Source organism: Priestia sp. FW507-14D1A, assembly GCF_058781295.1.
Genome location: NZ_JBYSWQ010000005.1, coordinates 239833 through 256593, shown reverse-complemented (window position 1 = coordinate 256593; position 16761 = coordinate 239833). Strand labels below are relative to the sequence as shown.

Annotated in this window: 15 protein-coding genes and 3 tRNA genes; 7 read left to right on the top strand and 11 right to left on the bottom strand. The window is 38.1% G+C overall.

Translation table 11 applies throughout. From position 1 onward, the window contains the following. Positions 1 to 102 precede the first annotated feature (102 nt). Positions 103 to 651: a DUF3231 family protein gene (locus tag AC3WJG_RS18895; RefSeq protein WP_102813206.1), complete on the top strand. Its 549-nt coding sequence runs from the start codon at positions 103 to 105 to the stop codon at positions 649 to 651. Between the two features lie 67 nt (positions 652 to 718). Continuing rightward, positions 719 to 1012, top strand: coding sequence for a hypothetical protein (locus AC3WJG_RS18890; protein ID WP_025752303.1), 294 nt, complete (start codon positions 719 to 721; stop codon positions 1010 to 1012). Between the two features lie 25 nt (positions 1013 to 1037). Here the strand turns inward: AC3WJG_RS18890 and AC3WJG_RS18885 are convergent, their stop codons facing one another. Both AC3WJG_RS18885 and AC3WJG_RS18880 read right to left on the bottom strand, forming a co-directional pair. Beyond that, entirely contained in the window at positions 1038 to 3215 is a 2178-nt protein-coding gene (locus AC3WJG_RS18885) for an FUSC family protein (RefSeq protein WP_102813205.1), read from the bottom strand. A gap of 188 nt (positions 3216 to 3403) precedes the next feature. Beyond that, a complete protein-coding gene (locus AC3WJG_RS18880) occupies positions 3404 to 4219 on the bottom strand; it encodes a hypothetical protein (protein WP_492588472.1) in 816 nt (271 codons plus the stop codon). A 178-nt stretch (positions 4220 to 4397) separates the two neighbouring features. On the opposite strand from AC3WJG_RS18880, the gene AC3WJG_RS18875 reads away from it, so the two are divergent. After that, positions 4398 to 5336, top strand: a complete 939-nt coding sequence (locus AC3WJG_RS18875) for a VanW family protein (RefSeq protein ID WP_102813203.1) — start codon at positions 4398 to 4400, stop codon at positions 5334 to 5336. Positions 5337 to 5426: 90 nt separating this feature from the next. Here AC3WJG_RS18875 and AC3WJG_RS18870 read toward each other — a convergent pair whose 3' ends face one another. The 3 genes from AC3WJG_RS18870 to AC3WJG_RS18860 all read right to left on the bottom strand — a co-directional run bounded on the left by AC3WJG_RS18870 (position 5427) and on the right by AC3WJG_RS18860 (position 6559). Then, positions 5427 to 5549 (bottom strand): YjcZ family sporulation protein, encoded by a 123-nt coding sequence (locus AC3WJG_RS18870; RefSeq protein WP_013056948.1) that lies wholly within the window; start codon positions 5547 to 5549, stop codon positions 5427 to 5429. 188 nt (positions 5550 to 5737) lie between these two features. Further along, positions 5738 to 6250 (bottom strand): GNAT family N-acetyltransferase, encoded by a 513-nt coding sequence (locus AC3WJG_RS18865; RefSeq protein WP_221840505.1) that lies wholly within the window; start codon positions 6248 to 6250, stop codon positions 5738 to 5740. Positions 6251 to 6334: 84 nt separating this feature from the next. Beyond that, complete coding sequence (locus AC3WJG_RS18860) at positions 6335 to 6559, bottom strand: YczF family membrane protein (protein ID WP_028408619.1); 225 nt, start codon at positions 6557 to 6559, stop codon at positions 6335 to 6337. A 145-nt stretch (positions 6560 to 6704) separates the two neighbouring features. Between AC3WJG_RS18860 and AC3WJG_RS18855 the strand changes: the two genes are divergently transcribed. Genes AC3WJG_RS18855 through AC3WJG_RS18845 form a run of 3 tightly spaced genes read left to right on the top strand, consistent with a single transcriptional unit; the run spans position 6705 to position 10661 of the window. Then, positions 6705 to 8327 (top strand): spore germination protein, encoded by a 1623-nt coding sequence (locus tag AC3WJG_RS18855; RefSeq protein WP_334034925.1) that lies wholly within the window; start codon positions 6705 to 6707, stop codon positions 8325 to 8327. Further along, positions 8317 to 9540, top strand: coding sequence for a Ger(x)C family spore germination protein (locus AC3WJG_RS18850; protein WP_221840503.1), 1224 nt, complete (start codon positions 8317 to 8319; stop codon positions 9538 to 9540). The genes AC3WJG_RS18855 and AC3WJG_RS18850 overlap by 11 nt, the downstream gene beginning before the upstream one ends. 20 nt (positions 9541 to 9560) lie before the next feature. After that, positions 9561 to 10661: a GerAB/ArcD/ProY family transporter gene (locus AC3WJG_RS18845; protein WP_060745708.1), complete on the top strand. Its 1101-nt coding sequence runs from the start codon at positions 9561 to 9563 to the stop codon at positions 10659 to 10661. Between the two features lie 198 nt (positions 10662 to 10859). Here AC3WJG_RS18845 and AC3WJG_RS18840 read toward each other — a convergent pair whose 3' ends face one another. From AC3WJG_RS18840 to AC3WJG_RS18815, 6 genes are all read right to left on the bottom strand, one after another. Beyond that, positions 10860 to 12260: a Na+/H+ antiporter NhaC family protein gene (locus AC3WJG_RS18840; RefSeq protein ID WP_028408623.1), complete on the bottom strand. Its 1401-nt coding sequence runs from the start codon at positions 12258 to 12260 to the stop codon at positions 10860 to 10862. Between the two features lie 214 nt (positions 12261 to 12474). After that, positions 12475 to 12546 (bottom strand) — tRNA-Gly (locus AC3WJG_RS18835). Positions 12547 to 12565: 19 nt separating this feature from the next. Then, positions 12566 to 12647: transfer RNA gene (locus AC3WJG_RS18830), tRNA-Leu, on the bottom strand. A gap of 26 nt (positions 12648 to 12673) precedes the next feature. Beyond that, a tRNA-Trp gene (locus AC3WJG_RS18825) sits at positions 12674 to 12747 on the bottom strand. Between the two features lie 221 nt (positions 12748 to 12968). After that, positions 12969 to 14363: a phospholipase D-like domain-containing protein gene (locus AC3WJG_RS18820; protein ID WP_102813199.1), complete on the bottom strand. Its 1395-nt coding sequence runs from the start codon at positions 14361 to 14363 to the stop codon at positions 12969 to 12971. A 309-nt stretch (positions 14364 to 14672) separates the two neighbouring features. Further along, the gene (locus AC3WJG_RS18815; RefSeq protein ID WP_028408625.1) at positions 14673 to 14942 is read right to left on the bottom strand and encodes a hypothetical protein; all 270 of its coding nucleotides are present in this window, start codon (positions 14940 to 14942) and stop codon (positions 14673 to 14675) included. A gap of 504 nt (positions 14943 to 15446) precedes the next feature. On the opposite strand from AC3WJG_RS18815, the gene AC3WJG_RS18810 reads away from it, so the two are divergent. Next, positions 15447 to 16565, top strand: a complete 1119-nt coding sequence (locus AC3WJG_RS18810) for a GerAB/ArcD/ProY family transporter (RefSeq protein WP_231504497.1) — start codon at positions 15447 to 15449, stop codon at positions 16563 to 16565. Positions 16566 to 16761: the final 196 nt, after the last annotated feature.

Below are 16761 nucleotides of genomic sequence, written 5' to 3'. Positions count from 1 at the left end.
TTATTATAATCAATTTTATATGTAACATTTCTTAGCTGTGTTTATCCTTTTCTGCTGAAGGCAATAATGAAGATGCATAAACTATATAAAGGGTGAAAAGTTATGATTAACGTCATTGAGACACTACTTGATTATATAAAAAACTCTTCTACAGATGATTCGCCCCCTCCCCCACATATTGGTGAGGCTATGGGTTGCTGGTTATATTTCACTGCTTTAGCGGAAGAAATACCTGCCTTAGAAACCTGTCTTAATACAACAACTAACAGCGAACTGCTTAAGCTTACTCAAGACTCAAAAAACCTGGCTGAATCTCAGATTGATACACTAAAAAAATTAATGGTTAAAGAAGGAATTATGCTTTCTGAAATACCGGCTACCAAGCCGAAATCCGACCCTAACAGCATTCCATTAGGAGCAAAAGCAACGGATTCTGAAATTGCTAACTTAATATCTGTAAAAATTGCTTCTAATATCGTCATGTGCAGCACGAATATGGGACAGTCTATTAGAACCGATATTGGATTGATGTGGCTAAAATTCCACACTGAAAAGGTTATATTAGGATCAAAAGTGAAAAGTCTGATGCAGCAAAAAGGCTGGCTTAAAATTCCGCCTTACTACTATTCACCTGGAGCACCTCATAACTAATTGAAGTGTTTTAAGGTAAGCAGCATAGATAACCTTACATCTAACACATTTAACGAGGTGCTTGAATATGGATTTCCCTACAATTCATACAAATTTTTGGGACGCAGTCATTGGTGTTCCTGTCGTATTAATCGTGACACAGCTGATTAAATGGCTTTTCCATCCTAAAAAACAGTACGTTCCGACTATTGCTTTAGCTGTTGGCGTGCTTTTTTCAGTATTTATCAGTCATCCTCATCATATTATTGCCGGGTTGTTTATGGGATATTTTTATGGATACGCCGCAATTGGCAGCTATGCCGGTCTTAAAACAACGTGGAGAACGATTAGAAAAGATACGTCTCCTTATTCATCAGATTAAAAAACCAGCGAAATATTCGCTGGTTTTAATCTTCACTACTTATTTCTTCTGCTCCTAGCTCTTTGGCTAAGTGAACAACCGATTGATTGATTTTCCATACGTAATAAATGTTATGCAGCAGCTGAAGATGCTGTAAATTTCTTGATTGAACGGACGTATCAAAATAATCTAAAGATTGTTCAATCTTTTGTCTTACATCTTCAAGCGTGTATACATACGTTCCTCTTTCTCCTCGCAACACTTTTTCAAGCTGAGTGAAGTTGCTTGCTACTTTCTCTTCCACTTCCTTTACTACGCCATGAAATTCCGCTTCCTTGTAAAAAGCCTCGTTTCTAGTAGAAGATGCTACCAAATGCTTGGCGTAATAATTAATGGCGGTAAAAACGGTCAAAAATTGCTGAAGACGTGAACGGCCAACGAAACCTTTGATAATAGGATCTGAATCGACATGAAGCTGTTTTAGCTTCTTTTCTAATTCCATTCCTTTATCAGCTAAATTGGCAAACGCATACTGCTTTGTAAAACGATGCAAATAAGTGTGAACAAATTCTTTTAAAGCCGCTACGTATTCTACTGAGGTGTCGGTTATTTTATCTCTTGTTCTTTTAGGGAACACAAGAGCAGATACGGCTAAACCAATTCCAACTCCTACAACTGTATCTAATACGCGAGCTAGTAACAAACTCTCTGAAATCCCCCCAAGAAGCATGTCATACATAAAGGCCAGCATCATCGTAATCCAAAAGCTCATAAACGAATACGTAATAGGAAAGAAATAAAAAGCCATAAACACGCAGATAAAAAGCAGCGTTATTTCAAGTATCCCGGGTGAGACAAAGCTTGCGACAACAAAGCCAACAGCTGCCCCTAAAAGCGTTCCTACGCTTCGCTGCACGGCTTTTACAAACGTACTTCCTATCGTTTCTGTACCAAGAAGCACTAAATAGCCTGCTAACAGCGCCCAATATTGATGCGATGGAGATAAAAAAGAGCCAAATATTAATGTCGCAACAGCAGTGATGACCGCTTGAATAGACTTTTTCGTAGATGGCTTTAATCCTTTTTCCTCATCATTATCCTCTTCGTCTTCTTTTTCTTCCGCTTCTTTTTGAGGCTGTTTTTCTTGTTTCACAATTGCCTGCTGCAGCTCATAGGCTTCATCAATCACGTGATTTGATATCGTTTCGATACGGCGGATTAAGTACAGCCACTCTTTATACCTTTTATCTTGAGGTTCGAGTTCACTTAATTTTTGGCGCAGCTCTTGCAGATGCTGAGCTGCATCCGTTAAGGAATGAGTAGGATTTTCATTTAATACCTCTGCTTCGCGAATCGATTCCACTAGTTTTAACAGCAGCTGCTGAATATCAAAATGATTAAATGCCTTTAGTTCACTGAGCTTTCGAATCGCCGGGGAATATGTCTGGAGCAGCATAACTGTATCAAATACATAAAGGCGCATCTGTTCAGCTGTTACGCCAGGCCAAATGTCGTGGGGATCTGTATTTCCAAGCTCTTCTGATGCTACACGGGCATACTCCGCTAGTTTTTTAATATTACGGTTATATTGTTTGATTTGAGCCGGTTCAATTTGTTTCTTTTGAATTAACTCAATAATTAAATCAAGCACCAAATTCACTTGAATATGAAATGATTTCATTGAAGACCTCAGCACGTTGGCAGGCCGGTCTTTAAAGATAACAAAATTATAAATAAATGCACAGCATGCTCCTACTATAACGCCAGCTAACAGCCACGGCAGCTGAGAAAATGTGACGTGTAAAATAGAAGCAAAATAAAACGACATAAAGGCCACCATCGACAGGGAAAAATAGCGAATACCAAATCTCTGTAAATAAAAAGACAAAAACACCAACAGAACAAGAAAAATATTTTCTGCTTGTCCATATCGTGATAAAAACGAGCCAATTCCGAGAGAAACGGCGCTAGAAAGCGCTACTAAGCCTGTTGTCACTTTTTTTGCTTTTGTTGTTTCATCATTCACGACTAATATACCCATCAGGCCGATTACGCCTGCTAAAATAGCAGCGGTAATTTGTGAGCTTCCCGCTGCTTTTAATACGATCAGCATAATAACGACCGCTGTAATGACGCTAATCGTAGCTTTGGAAGCCGTTTTGAATCTTTTTCGTCCAGGGTCTGCAGCAACTAAGCGGCTGAACCAATATGAAAAAATAAACACCCTCTCCTTTCGTGCTGTAGAGTTCTTTGCAGAAAGAGTAATATTATTACTTATACCCTTTTTTATTCTTTTCTATCGTATGTAAGCACGTTTTTACACTATAACATTGCGAAGGACTAAAGTGCTAAACAAATGCTTAAAAACACATCTGTTTTCTGTCAGATGTGTTTTTAAGCATTAATCAGTACTTACAATGTAAGTGAAGAAATTTCCCACCCGTTTGTTAACGGATTTCTCTTTAAAGTAAAAACCATCGTGGTCTTTTGAACCCCTTTATCTTCGTAATAAATAAGGCAATCTACGGCGATTTTCTCTTTTGTTTTATACTTTTTTGCATGAAATACGTCCGTTTTATAATAAATAGTGGAGATACTATGCAGTTTTGTCCATAGCTTATGCTCTTGCTTCACGCGCAAAATCGGCTGCATCAAAGCATCATCATCTTGCTTTAATCCTGTTAAAAACATATTTACGACTTCTGCCGGCTCAGCTTTTAATGCATATTCATCAAGCTTTCCTCCTGCTTTTAATACCATTAACTGATGACCTGGATCCACATTTTGAGACTTGTGAGTCGTACTTCCTGCAAAGTGAATACAAAAATGACCGGGGAATCCATTGTCAAGCGCACCGGCTCCGTGAGGCATTCCGTTCATGGAAGCTGCAAGCATTTGACCTTTAAACGGAATAAGAACAGCTCTTCGGTTCCAGCTCCATTTCCCATTATATAAGTGCTTCATTACTTTCGTATCTTGACGTGTAAGCGGCTGAACATCTGCATGATGTGAGCCTGCTCTTCGCTGCACGTAAAAGTAAAAACCGGTTTCTACATCGATCACTTTAAACTTTTTCCCCTTCGGCAGTAAGCTTTCTACACGTTTCCACTTTAATACTTTTCCTGTGTCACTTACCGGAAAGTACGTAAGGTTTTCTTCTGCTTTCATCTTTTGGGGATGCACAAAAAAACTAATAAGCATAAAGACTAAAATCATTAATTTTGTCATTGTCTACCCTCATTACCCTGTAGTTTCTCTATGTAATATGCGAAAGTACACATACAATTATAAATAGAAATTTTTACACGCTCGCCTCATGGAAAATAATACAAAAAAGAGCTTGTGAATCCTATACATTAAACGGTTCATTTTATTCATACTAACAGGTGAAAGCGAGGTATATGATATGAATTTCACTTGGATGGTTGGACTTTTAATGCTCATTCAACCTCTTTCTACACAAGACCACCTATCTATTACTCATGACGGTAAACCAATTGAACGGATTGAACGGGACAAAGTGGCCGTACCTCTTCTTCCTGTCCCTATGGTTGATCATGATCGATACAATCTTCTTCTAAAAGAATTGGATAAAAAAACATATAGAGAGCCCATAAATGCCCGCATTGATAAAAGCGGACAAATTGTTCCTGAGCAAGCGGGTGTCAAACTATATCATAAAGATTTTGCGGAGAAATTTTATACTTATTTTTTTAACGGCGGTACGTCAACATTAGAAATCCCGACGCTTCCTGTTCCGCCTCGCGTAGATAAAGAACTGCTTGCAACGATTCGAATTAAGCAAATCGGTCATTATCATACGGTATTTAACCCTCACAATAAAAATCGTTCTCACAATATTTCTCTTGCGGCTGAATCACTAGACAGCAGCGTCATATTTCCTGGGGAAGTTTTCTCTTTTAATCAAACCGTCGGAAAAAGAACGGCAGCAAAAGGGTATATGCGTGCGCCAATCATTGTAAAAGGAGAGTATTCTGAAGGAGTTGGAGGAGGAATTTGCCAAGTTTCTTCTACTTTATTTAACGCCGTCGATAACGCTGGCGTAACGATTACACAGCGTTACTCACACAGTCGCAGTGTTTCCTACGTACCTCCTGGACGAGACGCTACCGTCAGCTGGTATGGACCTGACTTTCATTTTAAAAATACGTATAGTGATCCTTTGTTGATTCGAGCGCAGGTACAAGGGGGAGTCATAAGTGTGGCCGTGTATTCTACTGATGCGATTGAATATAAGCCTCGCCGAGTCCCTTGGGCTTCTGATGACCGATTGTTGAAAGAGAAAAAAATTGAATCACATGTTGATACTGAGCCTACCGATTAATCATCTTTTCCAGCATTTTATTTTTCCAGCATTTTATAATGAACACAAAAAAAGCCTAAAGGGTATCCTTTAGGCTATTCAGTGATATAATTAGCAGCCGTAGCCGCCACCGTAACCACCGCTATAACAACTACATCCGATAATTACTAATAGAATAAATAATACAACTAATAAAGCGAAACCAGAACCGAATCCACATCCAGCATTAGACATACAAGCACTCCCTTTCAACGTGATTTTCTGTTGCTAAAACAAAGAAGGTTCAAACATGGGGTGTTTCTCATGGATAGCTTATTGTATGTCTGCCTAGACGTTTTGGTTTGCTTTTCTGCTCATTTTTTAAAAATTGGGCTTGTTTTCGTCTTTACAACTCGGAAAACGTAATTCCGCAAAAGTAAAGCTCATTTCCACTCTTCCTTTAAAATTGCATAATAATATTCATCCCACCATCCTTTTTCAGTTGGAATACATTTTTTAAAATACCCTTCTCTTCTCATCCCGATCTTCTCCATAACACGATAAGAAGACGTATTCTCAGGTTGACAAGTAGCAATAATCCGATGCAGGTTCATTGTATTAAAGGCGTAGTCCACGATTGCTTTTGCCGCTTCTGACGCATATCCTTTCTGATGATAGAGAGAATTAAATACCCAGCCAATTTCATAAGTATGGTCCCCAAAATAGTTAAAAAAGACGAGATGACCAATTAAAATTTTTTCGTTTTTTAAGACAACTGGAAAATTTTTAACATTTTCTTTCATATTTTCATTTACAAATTTCTTCGCATCATCCTTACTAAAAACACCTTCTGGTATGTACTTCATGACATTAGCATCAGATGTATATGCGTAGACATCTTGCCAATCTTCATATTTAAATTTGCGTATTAGTAATCTGTCAGTCTCAATGTTCATGTAGTTCTCCCCTATCTCAAAGCTATCTTTCTATACGCTTGTTTCGATAGTGAAGATATAAAAACCTCTTTGCACCACAAGTTACTATTGCTTTTGCTGACGCTTCTTTAAAACAAGATAAAGTGACTCTGCGAAAAAGAAAAATAAAAGAGAAAAAAGGACAAATAATTCGGCCACTTCCATTACACGAAACGGGCTTAACGCATTGTATAGCGCCTGCAGTATGTTCGTTCCTTGAAAAAGATCAATTCCTACAGAAAGAGCGATCACAGATCCAAATAGCAGTAAGCTAACTCCAATAATTTTCATATGTCTACTCCTCACCTAATCATTACTTACCTCATAGGTTCGTCATTTTTATTTACCATCATGCAAAAGATATTTTGTTAAAAATTACATAATTATACGGTTTTTGGTCAAATTAATAAAAACTATAGTAAGGGTGCTTTCATTTATGCCTTCATTCTTTAAAAACCAAAAGTCTAAAAATAAGCTTCCCCCTCAGGCAGATCAAACAAGCAGCGAACAAACAGCTTCTTCTCTTAAGAATCTGCTGTCTGAGAACCTTACCCTCATTAAAGAGAAAACTGGAAACAGCTCAGATATTGTGATTCGTCATTTTAAACTAGGTGTCAATAACAGCTTGGCTGCTGCTATCGTCTATATAGAAGGGATTGTAGATAATCAGGCTATTCAAGATTACTTACTGCAGTCTCTTATGAAAGATAATCAAAAAAATGACCTAAACGATCAAAATGCATTAGAGTTAATCTCCGAAGACATCGTCACAATCGGCAACGTATCGTTTGCAGACAACTGGGATGATTTACTGTCTTCTTTGATGTCAGGAGACAGCCTTCTTATTGTCGATGGCATAAACCGCGTACTCAGCGTGAGTACACAAGGCGGTGAAAAGCGTGCCATTGCAGAATCTACTACAGAAATGGTAGTTCGGGGACCAAAAGGTGCCTTTACTGAGTCTATCGGCACAAACTTAGCCATGGTGCGCCGAATTATTAAAACACCTGACTTATGGCTAGAGTCGATGAAGATTGGCCGAGTAACTAAAACGGATGTCACTGTTATGTATATTCATGGCATCGCAAACGATAAAGTTGTAAAAGAAATTCGAAAGCGATTAAAAAACATTGATATTGATAGTATTTTGGAATCAGGTTATGTTGAGCAGCTAATTGAAGATCAAACGGTCACTCCTTTTCCAACTATTTACAATACAGAAAGACCCGACGTGGTGGCAGGTAACCTTTTGGAAGGAAGAATTGCTATTTTTGTGGACGGAACTCCTTTTGTCCTTATTGCTCCCGCGTTGTTCATTCAATTTTTCCAATCGGCTGAAGATTACTACGCACGCTTTGATATTGCGACGTCCATTCGTCTTTTGCGGGTGTTTATGTTTATGATTTCACTTATCGCTCCTGCTACGTATGTGGCGGTTACGACATTTCATCAAGAGATGGTACCCACAACGCTTATTGTAGCTCTTGCTGCACAGCGAGAATCCGTTCCATTTCCCGCGTTTGTGGAAGCTTTTTTTATGGAAGTCACCTTTGAAATTTTGCGTGAAGCGGGGATTCGTTTACCAAAAGCTATCGGCTCTGCCGTATCGATCGTCGGAGCTCTTGTTATTGGGCAAGCAGCGGTTCAAGCGGGGATTGTCTCACCAGCTATGGTTATTATTGTATCGATTACAGCCATTGCTAGCTTTGCAACGCCGTCTTTCGATATGGCTATTTCAGCGCGTTTAATTCGTTTTTTATTTATATTAGGAGCGGCTACATTCGGTTTCTATGGTATTATTCTTATTCTTTTAGTGGGAGTTGGACATCTGTGCAGCTTACGTTCATTTGGTGTTCCTTATATGACGCCATTAGCACCGTTTATTCCTGCAAGCAATGAAGATACTTTGATACGGTTGCCATGGTGGACGATGAGAAGAAGACCTAAATTAATTAGTGATAACAAAGTTCGTCAAAGCAAACATCAAAAGCCTGAGCCTCCTTCTTCAAGAGGTATGATTAACCAGGAAATGGAAGAAGATGATCGAAATGAAACGTAAAAGTTTATTTTTACTGGTAATGACCATAATGATGGTATTGCTTACTAGCTGCTGGAGTAAAAAAGAGTTAACGGATCTTGCATTTGTATCGGCAATGGGCATTGATAAAACGAAAGATGGGCGGTATGAGCTTACCTTTCAAATTATTAACCCGGGAAATGTAGCTGGCTTACAAGGGGGCGGCGGTACCCAAAGTCCGCCTGTTACGATCTATGCTGCTTCCGGTGATAATTTAGTTGAAGCAAGCAGACGCGCTTCAGCTAGAATTTCCCGAAGACTTTATTATGCCCATACCAACTTAGTCGTGATCGGAGAAAAATTAGCGCGTGAAGAAGGAATTAACATTCTCATTGATTCTATTGATCGCGATCCTGAGTTTCGAATTACGACTTCCTTAGTAATCGCCAACCAGTCAAGTGCTGCTGATTTGGTAAAAGCACTAACGCCTGTCGATAAAATTCCAGCAAACAAAATTATGAAAACGCTGGAGTTCACTCAAAGAAAATGGGGAGAAAATCTAAAGGTTTCCTTTCAAGAAGTGATGAGATCTCTCGAATCTCCTGGAGGAGAAGCACTAGTCTCGGGTTTTCGTTTAGTTGGAAATCCTCAACAAGCAGAAAAATTAGATAACCTCCAGCAAAGCGCACCAGAAGCTACCCTTCGTGCTTCTGGCATTGCTGTTTTTAAAAATGGAAAGTTAATCGACTGGCTGTACAATAGTCCAGCCAGAGGCAGCGTTTGGATTCTTGATAAAATACAAGGAACCGACATTAATGTAGACTGGAAAGGAAAAAAAGAAGCGCTTGCCTATCAAACAGTTCGTCAAAAAACGGATGTATCTGTAAAAATGGTAAAAGGAAAACCTTATGCGTCCGTTCACACTCGCGTAGAAGGCGATCTTGGAGAAGTGGAGGTCCCTGTTGATACACGTCAACCTGCTGCAATCAAAAAAATGGAAAAAGCTGCAGGTAAAGAAATAAAAAAAGAATTACAAACAGCTATTAAACAAGCTCAGACAGACAAAGTTGACATCTTTGGATTTGGAGAAGCACTAGCACGCACGCGGCCTAATCAGTGGGAAAAACTCAAATCAGAATGGGATGACGTTTATTTTCCAAAATTAGATGTAGACGTTAAAGTAGAAGCTTACATTCGCCGAACAGGTCTGCGCAATAAATCGTTTCTCTCTAGCGTAAAAGAAAAACAACAATGAGGTAAGGAGGTTCTGGCTATATGGAAAAAGCAAAAATTAGCGCCACTCAGTTATTTATTCTCATGGTTTTATTCGAGCTGGGAAGTGCTTTATTAGTTCCTCTTGCAATGAGAGCAAAGCAAGATGCATGGCTAGCTATTTTAATTGGAATGCTGTGCAGTTTTTTCTTCTTTTTAGTTTATCACAAGCTCTATTCCTACTATCCGGACCTCCTGCCCACAGAATATATGCAGAAAATTTTAGGTAAGGCACTGGGAACGCTTCTTGCATTCGTATATATCGTTTATTTTTTATACGATGCATCACGAGTTCTAAGAGATTTCGGAGAGATGCTTCTTACTTTTGCTTATCCCGATACGCCTTTATTTATTGCCAATGCCTTATTAATGCTGGTCATTATCTATATTACCCGAAAAGGAATTGAAGCGATAGCCCGGTCAGGAGAGCTTCTGTTTATTTTTATGTACTTTCTGGCTGTGGCAGGCTTCATCTTAATTATTAGCTCAGGACTAATTGATTTTAAGAACTTACAGCCGGTATTAAAAGAAGGAGTACTGCCCGTTGCAAAAGTTGCTTTAACCGAAACGCTGTATTTTCCTTTCACGGAAGCTATTGTATTTACCATGCTTCTTCCTTATTTGAGCAATCCCAAAAAAGCGAGTGTCACCATGATATGCGCAACGGGATTAAGCGGAATTAACCTAATTATTACGATGATCATTAACATTAGCGTGCTTGGAGTTGATTTGACGACAAGATCACAGTTCCCTCTTCTGAGTACTGTCCAAACGATCCAAGTAGCTGATTTTTTAGAGCGTCTAGATGTATTTTTTATGTTCGCTATGGTTATTGGGATTTATTTTAAAGTTAGCATCTTGTTTTATGCTTCTATAATAAGTACAGCTACTTTATTTAAAATTAAATCGCCTTCCCGTCTAGCATATCCTTTAGGCATCATTGTGTTATTTCTGTCGATTACAATCGCTAGTAATTTTCAAGAACACCTTTATGAAGGGCTGCACGTAGCGAGATTTCTTTTACATATGCCGCTATTTTCTATCATACCTATACTGCTTTTGATTATCGCCTTTTTGAAAAATAGGAAGAAGCAGCACAGATAGTATATATCTCTAATAAATAGAAAAATGGCATTAAAATTATCGAGGTGATGTTCGTGTATATATGGTTTTATGATCATTTTGTTAATACAATCTTATTTCCGCTTACTTGTATCATGCTAGTGTGCCTATCACTAGGGCTGTATGCATACGTTAAGCTAAAAAAAATGAAAAGTGAAGAATAGATAGCTACTCCCTCATTTAAAACAAGAAAGATACAACAAGATAGAAAGCAACTGTTATTCCCGCTGCAATTAAAGCTGGCTTTAATTTATATTTGGCATATTCAATAACAGATAAATCTAATATTTTGGCGATGGTATTCGTATCGTCGCTTAAAGGTGAAGAAAATGCTCCAAAGGAACCGCTCGCAAACACCGCACCGATAATTAATGGCAAAGAAAGATCTGCAGAACTTGCAAGCGATACGCCAAGCGGCATTAAAATCCCCCATGTCCCCCAAGCAGACCCGATAAAGTAAGAAATAGCAGCTCCAAACACAAACATAAAAGGAGTGACAAACATTTGAGGAATCCACTTAGAATGTGCCGTCACAAAATTTGAAAAACCTAAGTCTTCTGTAACAGCGGATAATCCCCATACTACCGATAACAGCAGAATAACGGACATTAAGTCATTGCCTCCTGTGATAAAACCATTAAGCAAATTCTGTAATGTAAAGCGCTGAAACAAGAAAAAAATGAGGGTAATTAACGTAGTGATAATTAAAGCTACTACCATCGCTTCTAGCACGTCTGCTTTAATAAATGCTTCAAAAAAGCTGTGGCTCTTATGATGCCCGCTCCACCATGTTAAAAGTAAAGTAAGTGAAATCACAACAAGTAAAGGTACTAACAGATTCCAAGGCTTAGAAGGCAAATCCTTCGACACGCAAGGATGACAATCATGCCAATCTTTTTCGTCTTCTTCCTCCAGCTTCATAGGAGCCGTAGATGTTGAATGATGAAAAAAACTGAAATAAATCCCTACTAGAATAATCACAATCGAAAAGAAGTTATAAGGAATGCTTTGAATGAACAAAGAATAAGCGTCTTGTTTTATGCCTTGATGATCAATTGCCATTTGAATGATTGAGACCATATACCCTACAAATGCCGTTGCCACAGGAATTAAGACGATAACAGGAGTAGCAGTTGTTTCAATAACAAACCCTAGCTCTGCTGTCGTCATTTTCACTTTTTTCAGCAGCGCTCTCATGATGGGTGCGATCGTCACAAAACGAAATGTGGGAGCACTGAATGTTCCAATGGTTGAAACATAGGTTAAAATAAGGGCTTTTTTTCTTGTATCAATTCTTTCTGCAGCTGTTTCCACAAACCCCTTAACTCCTCCAGCCATCTTAATCATTCCGATAAGCCCTGAAAACGCGTATAAAAAGACGACGATTTCTATATTACTTTTATTTCTAAGAGCTTGTACAACATAGTGAAGTAGCTTTTCAACACCTCCGATAATCGAATGATCAATTAAATAAGCACCTACTAATAAGCCTAAAAACAACCCTGGCAGCACTTGTTTCGTGAAAATAGCTATGGGAATAACAATTAAAAACGGTATAATCGAAAACCAACTAGATTCCATAGGACTCTCCCCTATCTTAAAAACCATATTAGATGTCTTCACGTATCGTTCATTAGCTTTTAATGTAACCCCAATATTATGTGTATATTCACGAAAGCAACACGTATAAGCAGTACTGCTTTAATAAAATATTTCTGATTACAAACAGCATAATAAAACTCTTTATTTCTACAACAAAAAAGCAGTTTGCACATGCAAACTGCTTTTGAAAAGAAGCGGAAGACGAGGTTCGAACTCGCGACCCCCACCTTGGCAAGGTGGTGTTCTACCACTGAACTACTTCCGCGCGTATATGAAAGTAAAGATGCGGGTGAAGGGACTTGAACCCCCACGTCATAAGACACTAGATCCTAAGTCTAGCGCGTCTGCCAATTCCGCCACACCCGCGTGTGAATTAAAAGATAACTCCAAAATGGCAGGGGCAGTAGGAATTGAACCCACACTGACGGTTTTGGAGACCGTAGTTCTACCTTTAAACTATGCCCCTAGAAATGACCTCTTCAAAAGAATCTCGTTTATTAACGACGCTACATCATAATAAAACATATATGGAATTTCGTCAATAGATCTTTTGATGAATCATAACTAGTACTAGCGGTTTTCAAAAAACTGTGAGGCATATCACAGCTTTTTACACATTCCCTTCACCAGCTGCAGTCCTCTTTAATCTCCGCTATTTGTTTTTAGAGACTCTGCTGTAACAAAGTACTATACAAAATGTCTCCAAAATCGTGTAAAGACCGAAAGAATATGTAGGAGTGCAGATTTTACAGGAGGCACGTTTTTTTGAGAATCCGTATTAACATCCACAGGTTCTCCCTCATCTCCCACAAGCATACTGTGAGAAATTTTAGCTTCAATAGCTCCTGTTAACTGGGCTGCAAATTCTTCACTATCTATCATAACCATGGATTCAGTATTTAAAAATGCAGAGCGCGAATCTAAGTTAAAAGAACCAACTGCACTTAAACGCTGATCGTAAACAACAGATTTCCCGTGAATTGAATAAGGCTTTTGATATTCATAAAGCTTCGAACCAGCTTTTAGAACGCGATTCTTTACTCCCAAGTATGCAGAAAAAGCCATAGCATTTGGAGTGGATGTAATAGAATTAGTTAAAATAATTCTTTGCACTTTTGGTTTTACTCGCTTATCTATATACTGTTCCATCTCTTTTGTTGGTACGATATAAGGGCTTTGAACAACAATGGATTTTTCAGCTTGCTGGGAAAGCTTAATAAACGTTTTCCATATAAAAGGGCTTTTATTTATTCGTTGAATAGGATTTGTAATAAAAGAAATCTTTCTTGTAGGGATCGTTGCTTCTCTCCATACAATATAAGGATGGACAAAAGGTTCGTTTGCTTTTTTGGCCTCTTCGTATTGATCTATCAACAATTTCTTTCCTGAAAGACCGCGAAATTGTTTAGTTTTCTTGAGCTTTGGAAAAGCTTTTCGTGTATACGGATGATTCCATAATTTCTCTACATACTTCTCCATTGAGAGAATGACACTATGACTTTCTTGCTTTGTGTTATAAATCAGCACATCACGGTCATAGACAAAATTTTTATTTGGTTGACTGGCCAAGTATTTATCTCCAATGTTTCGTCCTCCAATAATACCTAATTGGCCATCGACTACTATTATTTTATCGTGAAGACGATTATGCCATGTCCAAGGTTTAAAAATAGTGAAGGGCTCATAGTACTTTAATTCTATATTATTGTGGAAAGCTAGAGCATAAAGAACATTTTTCCTCTTGCCTTTTAGCCCATGAGAGATCCCGTCTAACAGCACGCGAATACGTATACCTCGATCCGCAGCTTCGAATAAAGCGCCCATAAGTAAATCCGAAGAACGACCTTTACCGATGGAAAAGTACGCAATATCAATTGTATGCCTCGCTTCTTGAATCATCTGCATTCGAACAAGCCCTGAAAAATAGCCGTTTTCCAAAAGCATAACTCGGTCTGTAGATTCTTTCTTCCCGTAAAAATTCTCAGTATTCATTACTTTTAAGTCTTTTCCCTTGTGTAAAGGGACATAAAACAGTACCACTGCAGTTACGAATACATATATGAAGTACAATACGACAATCATTATTAGTATGTTTATTAGCATATTTCCTGTCACAATCCCTTTCCATTCTTATTGTTCTGTTTTTATTAGGATTCTTACTTTTTTAACTTCTATACCTTTTAAAATAAGAATGGAATGATGGATTATTTGTTACACCACTGTTGATTTCCGTGCCAGTCTTCGCCTTTCCCTCCAAACAACAGCTAGAAGCAATTATATACACGAAACCTACGTTTACACTACCAATAAAAAAAGCAGAAGTTCATTACCTTCTGCTTTTACAATTTATACTCTCTATTGTGAAACTGCCTAAGTAAAACAGCGGCTCTTTTACTGATTAAGGTCGTTCTCCATATCTTCTATATCTTGCTGAAACTCTGTTAAACGCTGACGCTGTGTTTCAGAAGCATTTTCAAGCGCATTCTCAATTTGCTGAGAGGCTTCATTCACTTCACCTATCGCTTGCTTCGCTTCATGTCCGTACGATGCATCATTTTTAGCTTCATTTGCCTGTTCATATGCATCTACTGCTTCTTTATGCCCCTGCTGTGCTGCTTGAAACGATTGTTGTTTATCTTTATTGTATGGGAATTTTTTCATCATAGTGCTCCTTTCCATTTGTTCACTCTTTAGTGTGGCATTTTTCTACTTATTCATACGACGCTTCAATAGGTTAAAGCTAAGTGAATATTCCTCATAACAAATCCCTCAATCATTTAAGAGCCCTAGAAAATATCTTCTATCTCCTGAAATGCTTTCTATATTTTACAAAAATGTATAATCACTTTCTTTAGCGGACATCATACGAATAGCTTATCTGAACGAAAAAATGTATTGGGGTTGACTGCATGCACTTGTTTCTTTCCTTTTTGATCATTTGTGCAGGGATTATATGGATGGAAATAAAAAGATTACCTCAACACTCTCATAAAAAGGAACGGAACATTTTTATTGTGTTCATGACAATCAGCATCATAATCGCTCTTGCAAAAATCTTTCGGCTGCCTCTACCCAACCCTTCTGATTGGGTAGAAGTAATGTTTCAACCTTTAAGTCACTTATTATTCCGTTGGATCACTTAATTAGTGTATATGGCAAAAGGATGTGCTCATTTTGCTTAATGAAATCAATATTTCAGCTGCGCAGTTTCGCAAATTAGTAACTTTGTATAGCATCGGAAGCACAATTATTGTTGTACCTGCCGCTATTACAGCTGATGCTCATCAAGATGCCTGGATTGCCGCACTCTTTGGTGTAGCATTAGGAATTGGCTTAGTTTTGCTTTTTACCTCACTAGGAAAAATGTTTCCAACGCTTACGCTGATGGAAATGAACGAAAAAATTTTAGGCAAACTATTTGGAAAGATCGTTTCTGCTGTTTTTGTGTTATCCAATTTATTTATCAGCAGTCAAGTTCTTTACTATGTAGGAAATTTTCTCACTACACAAATTCTTCCCTACACGCCGCTTACAGCCATCCACATTGCATTTATGGGTGTGGTCATCGTAGGAGTACGCCTAGGAATAGAAGTTATTGCACGAAGTGCCGAGATTTTATTTCCTTGGTTTGTCGGATTATTCGGACTTCTTATTTTGTCTATGATCCCTCAAATTAAAATAGAGCATATTCAGCCGGTGTTCGAAATCCATCCAAAAGCTTTTATTCGTGCTGTTTTAACGTTTTTAAGCATGAGTTCTTTGACTTATACCATTCTGCTTATGATTTTTCCTTCTCATACACCAGACACAAAAAAGGCAACTCAATCCTTTTATATAGGTAATATAGCCGGTGGACTAGTGATGGTTACGTTAATCTTACTCGGAATTCTAGTACTTGGTCCTTATTACTCCCAAATCACCATGTTTCCAAGCTATGAATTAGGAAGAAGAATTGATGTAGGAAACTTTCTTCAAGGAATTGAAGTAGTCATTGCTATTTTGTGGTTTATTACTCTCTTTTTTAAACTTTGCATTTACTTTTACGCTACTCTTTTGGGGTTTGCCAATGTATTTCATATAAAGGACTACAAACTATTTTCTTTTCCAGTCGCACTCATCATGATTACCCTTTCCCTTATTGTGTATCCAAGCGTTTCTTATCAAAAGGATTGGGATACAAAAACGTGGATTCCCTACAGCTTACTTGTAGGCATCTTATATCCACTTTTCCTTTTAATTGCAGGGTTTATTCAAAACAAAAAGCGGCGTTCTAGCAATGGATAGCAACTCACAAACCTTTAGTAAAGAATGCACCTTCAGTATAAGTAATTATTTTTCAGGAAAATATAACACTAATTATTCATGTATAGGAGCTAGTGTATGCTAGGGGTATTGGGGTTACTTATTGTTTGCACGCTCGTCATTTAGTTTGAAGTACCTAAACTACGGCAAAAAAAGGCGAAGAAAGAACTTTGGCTAT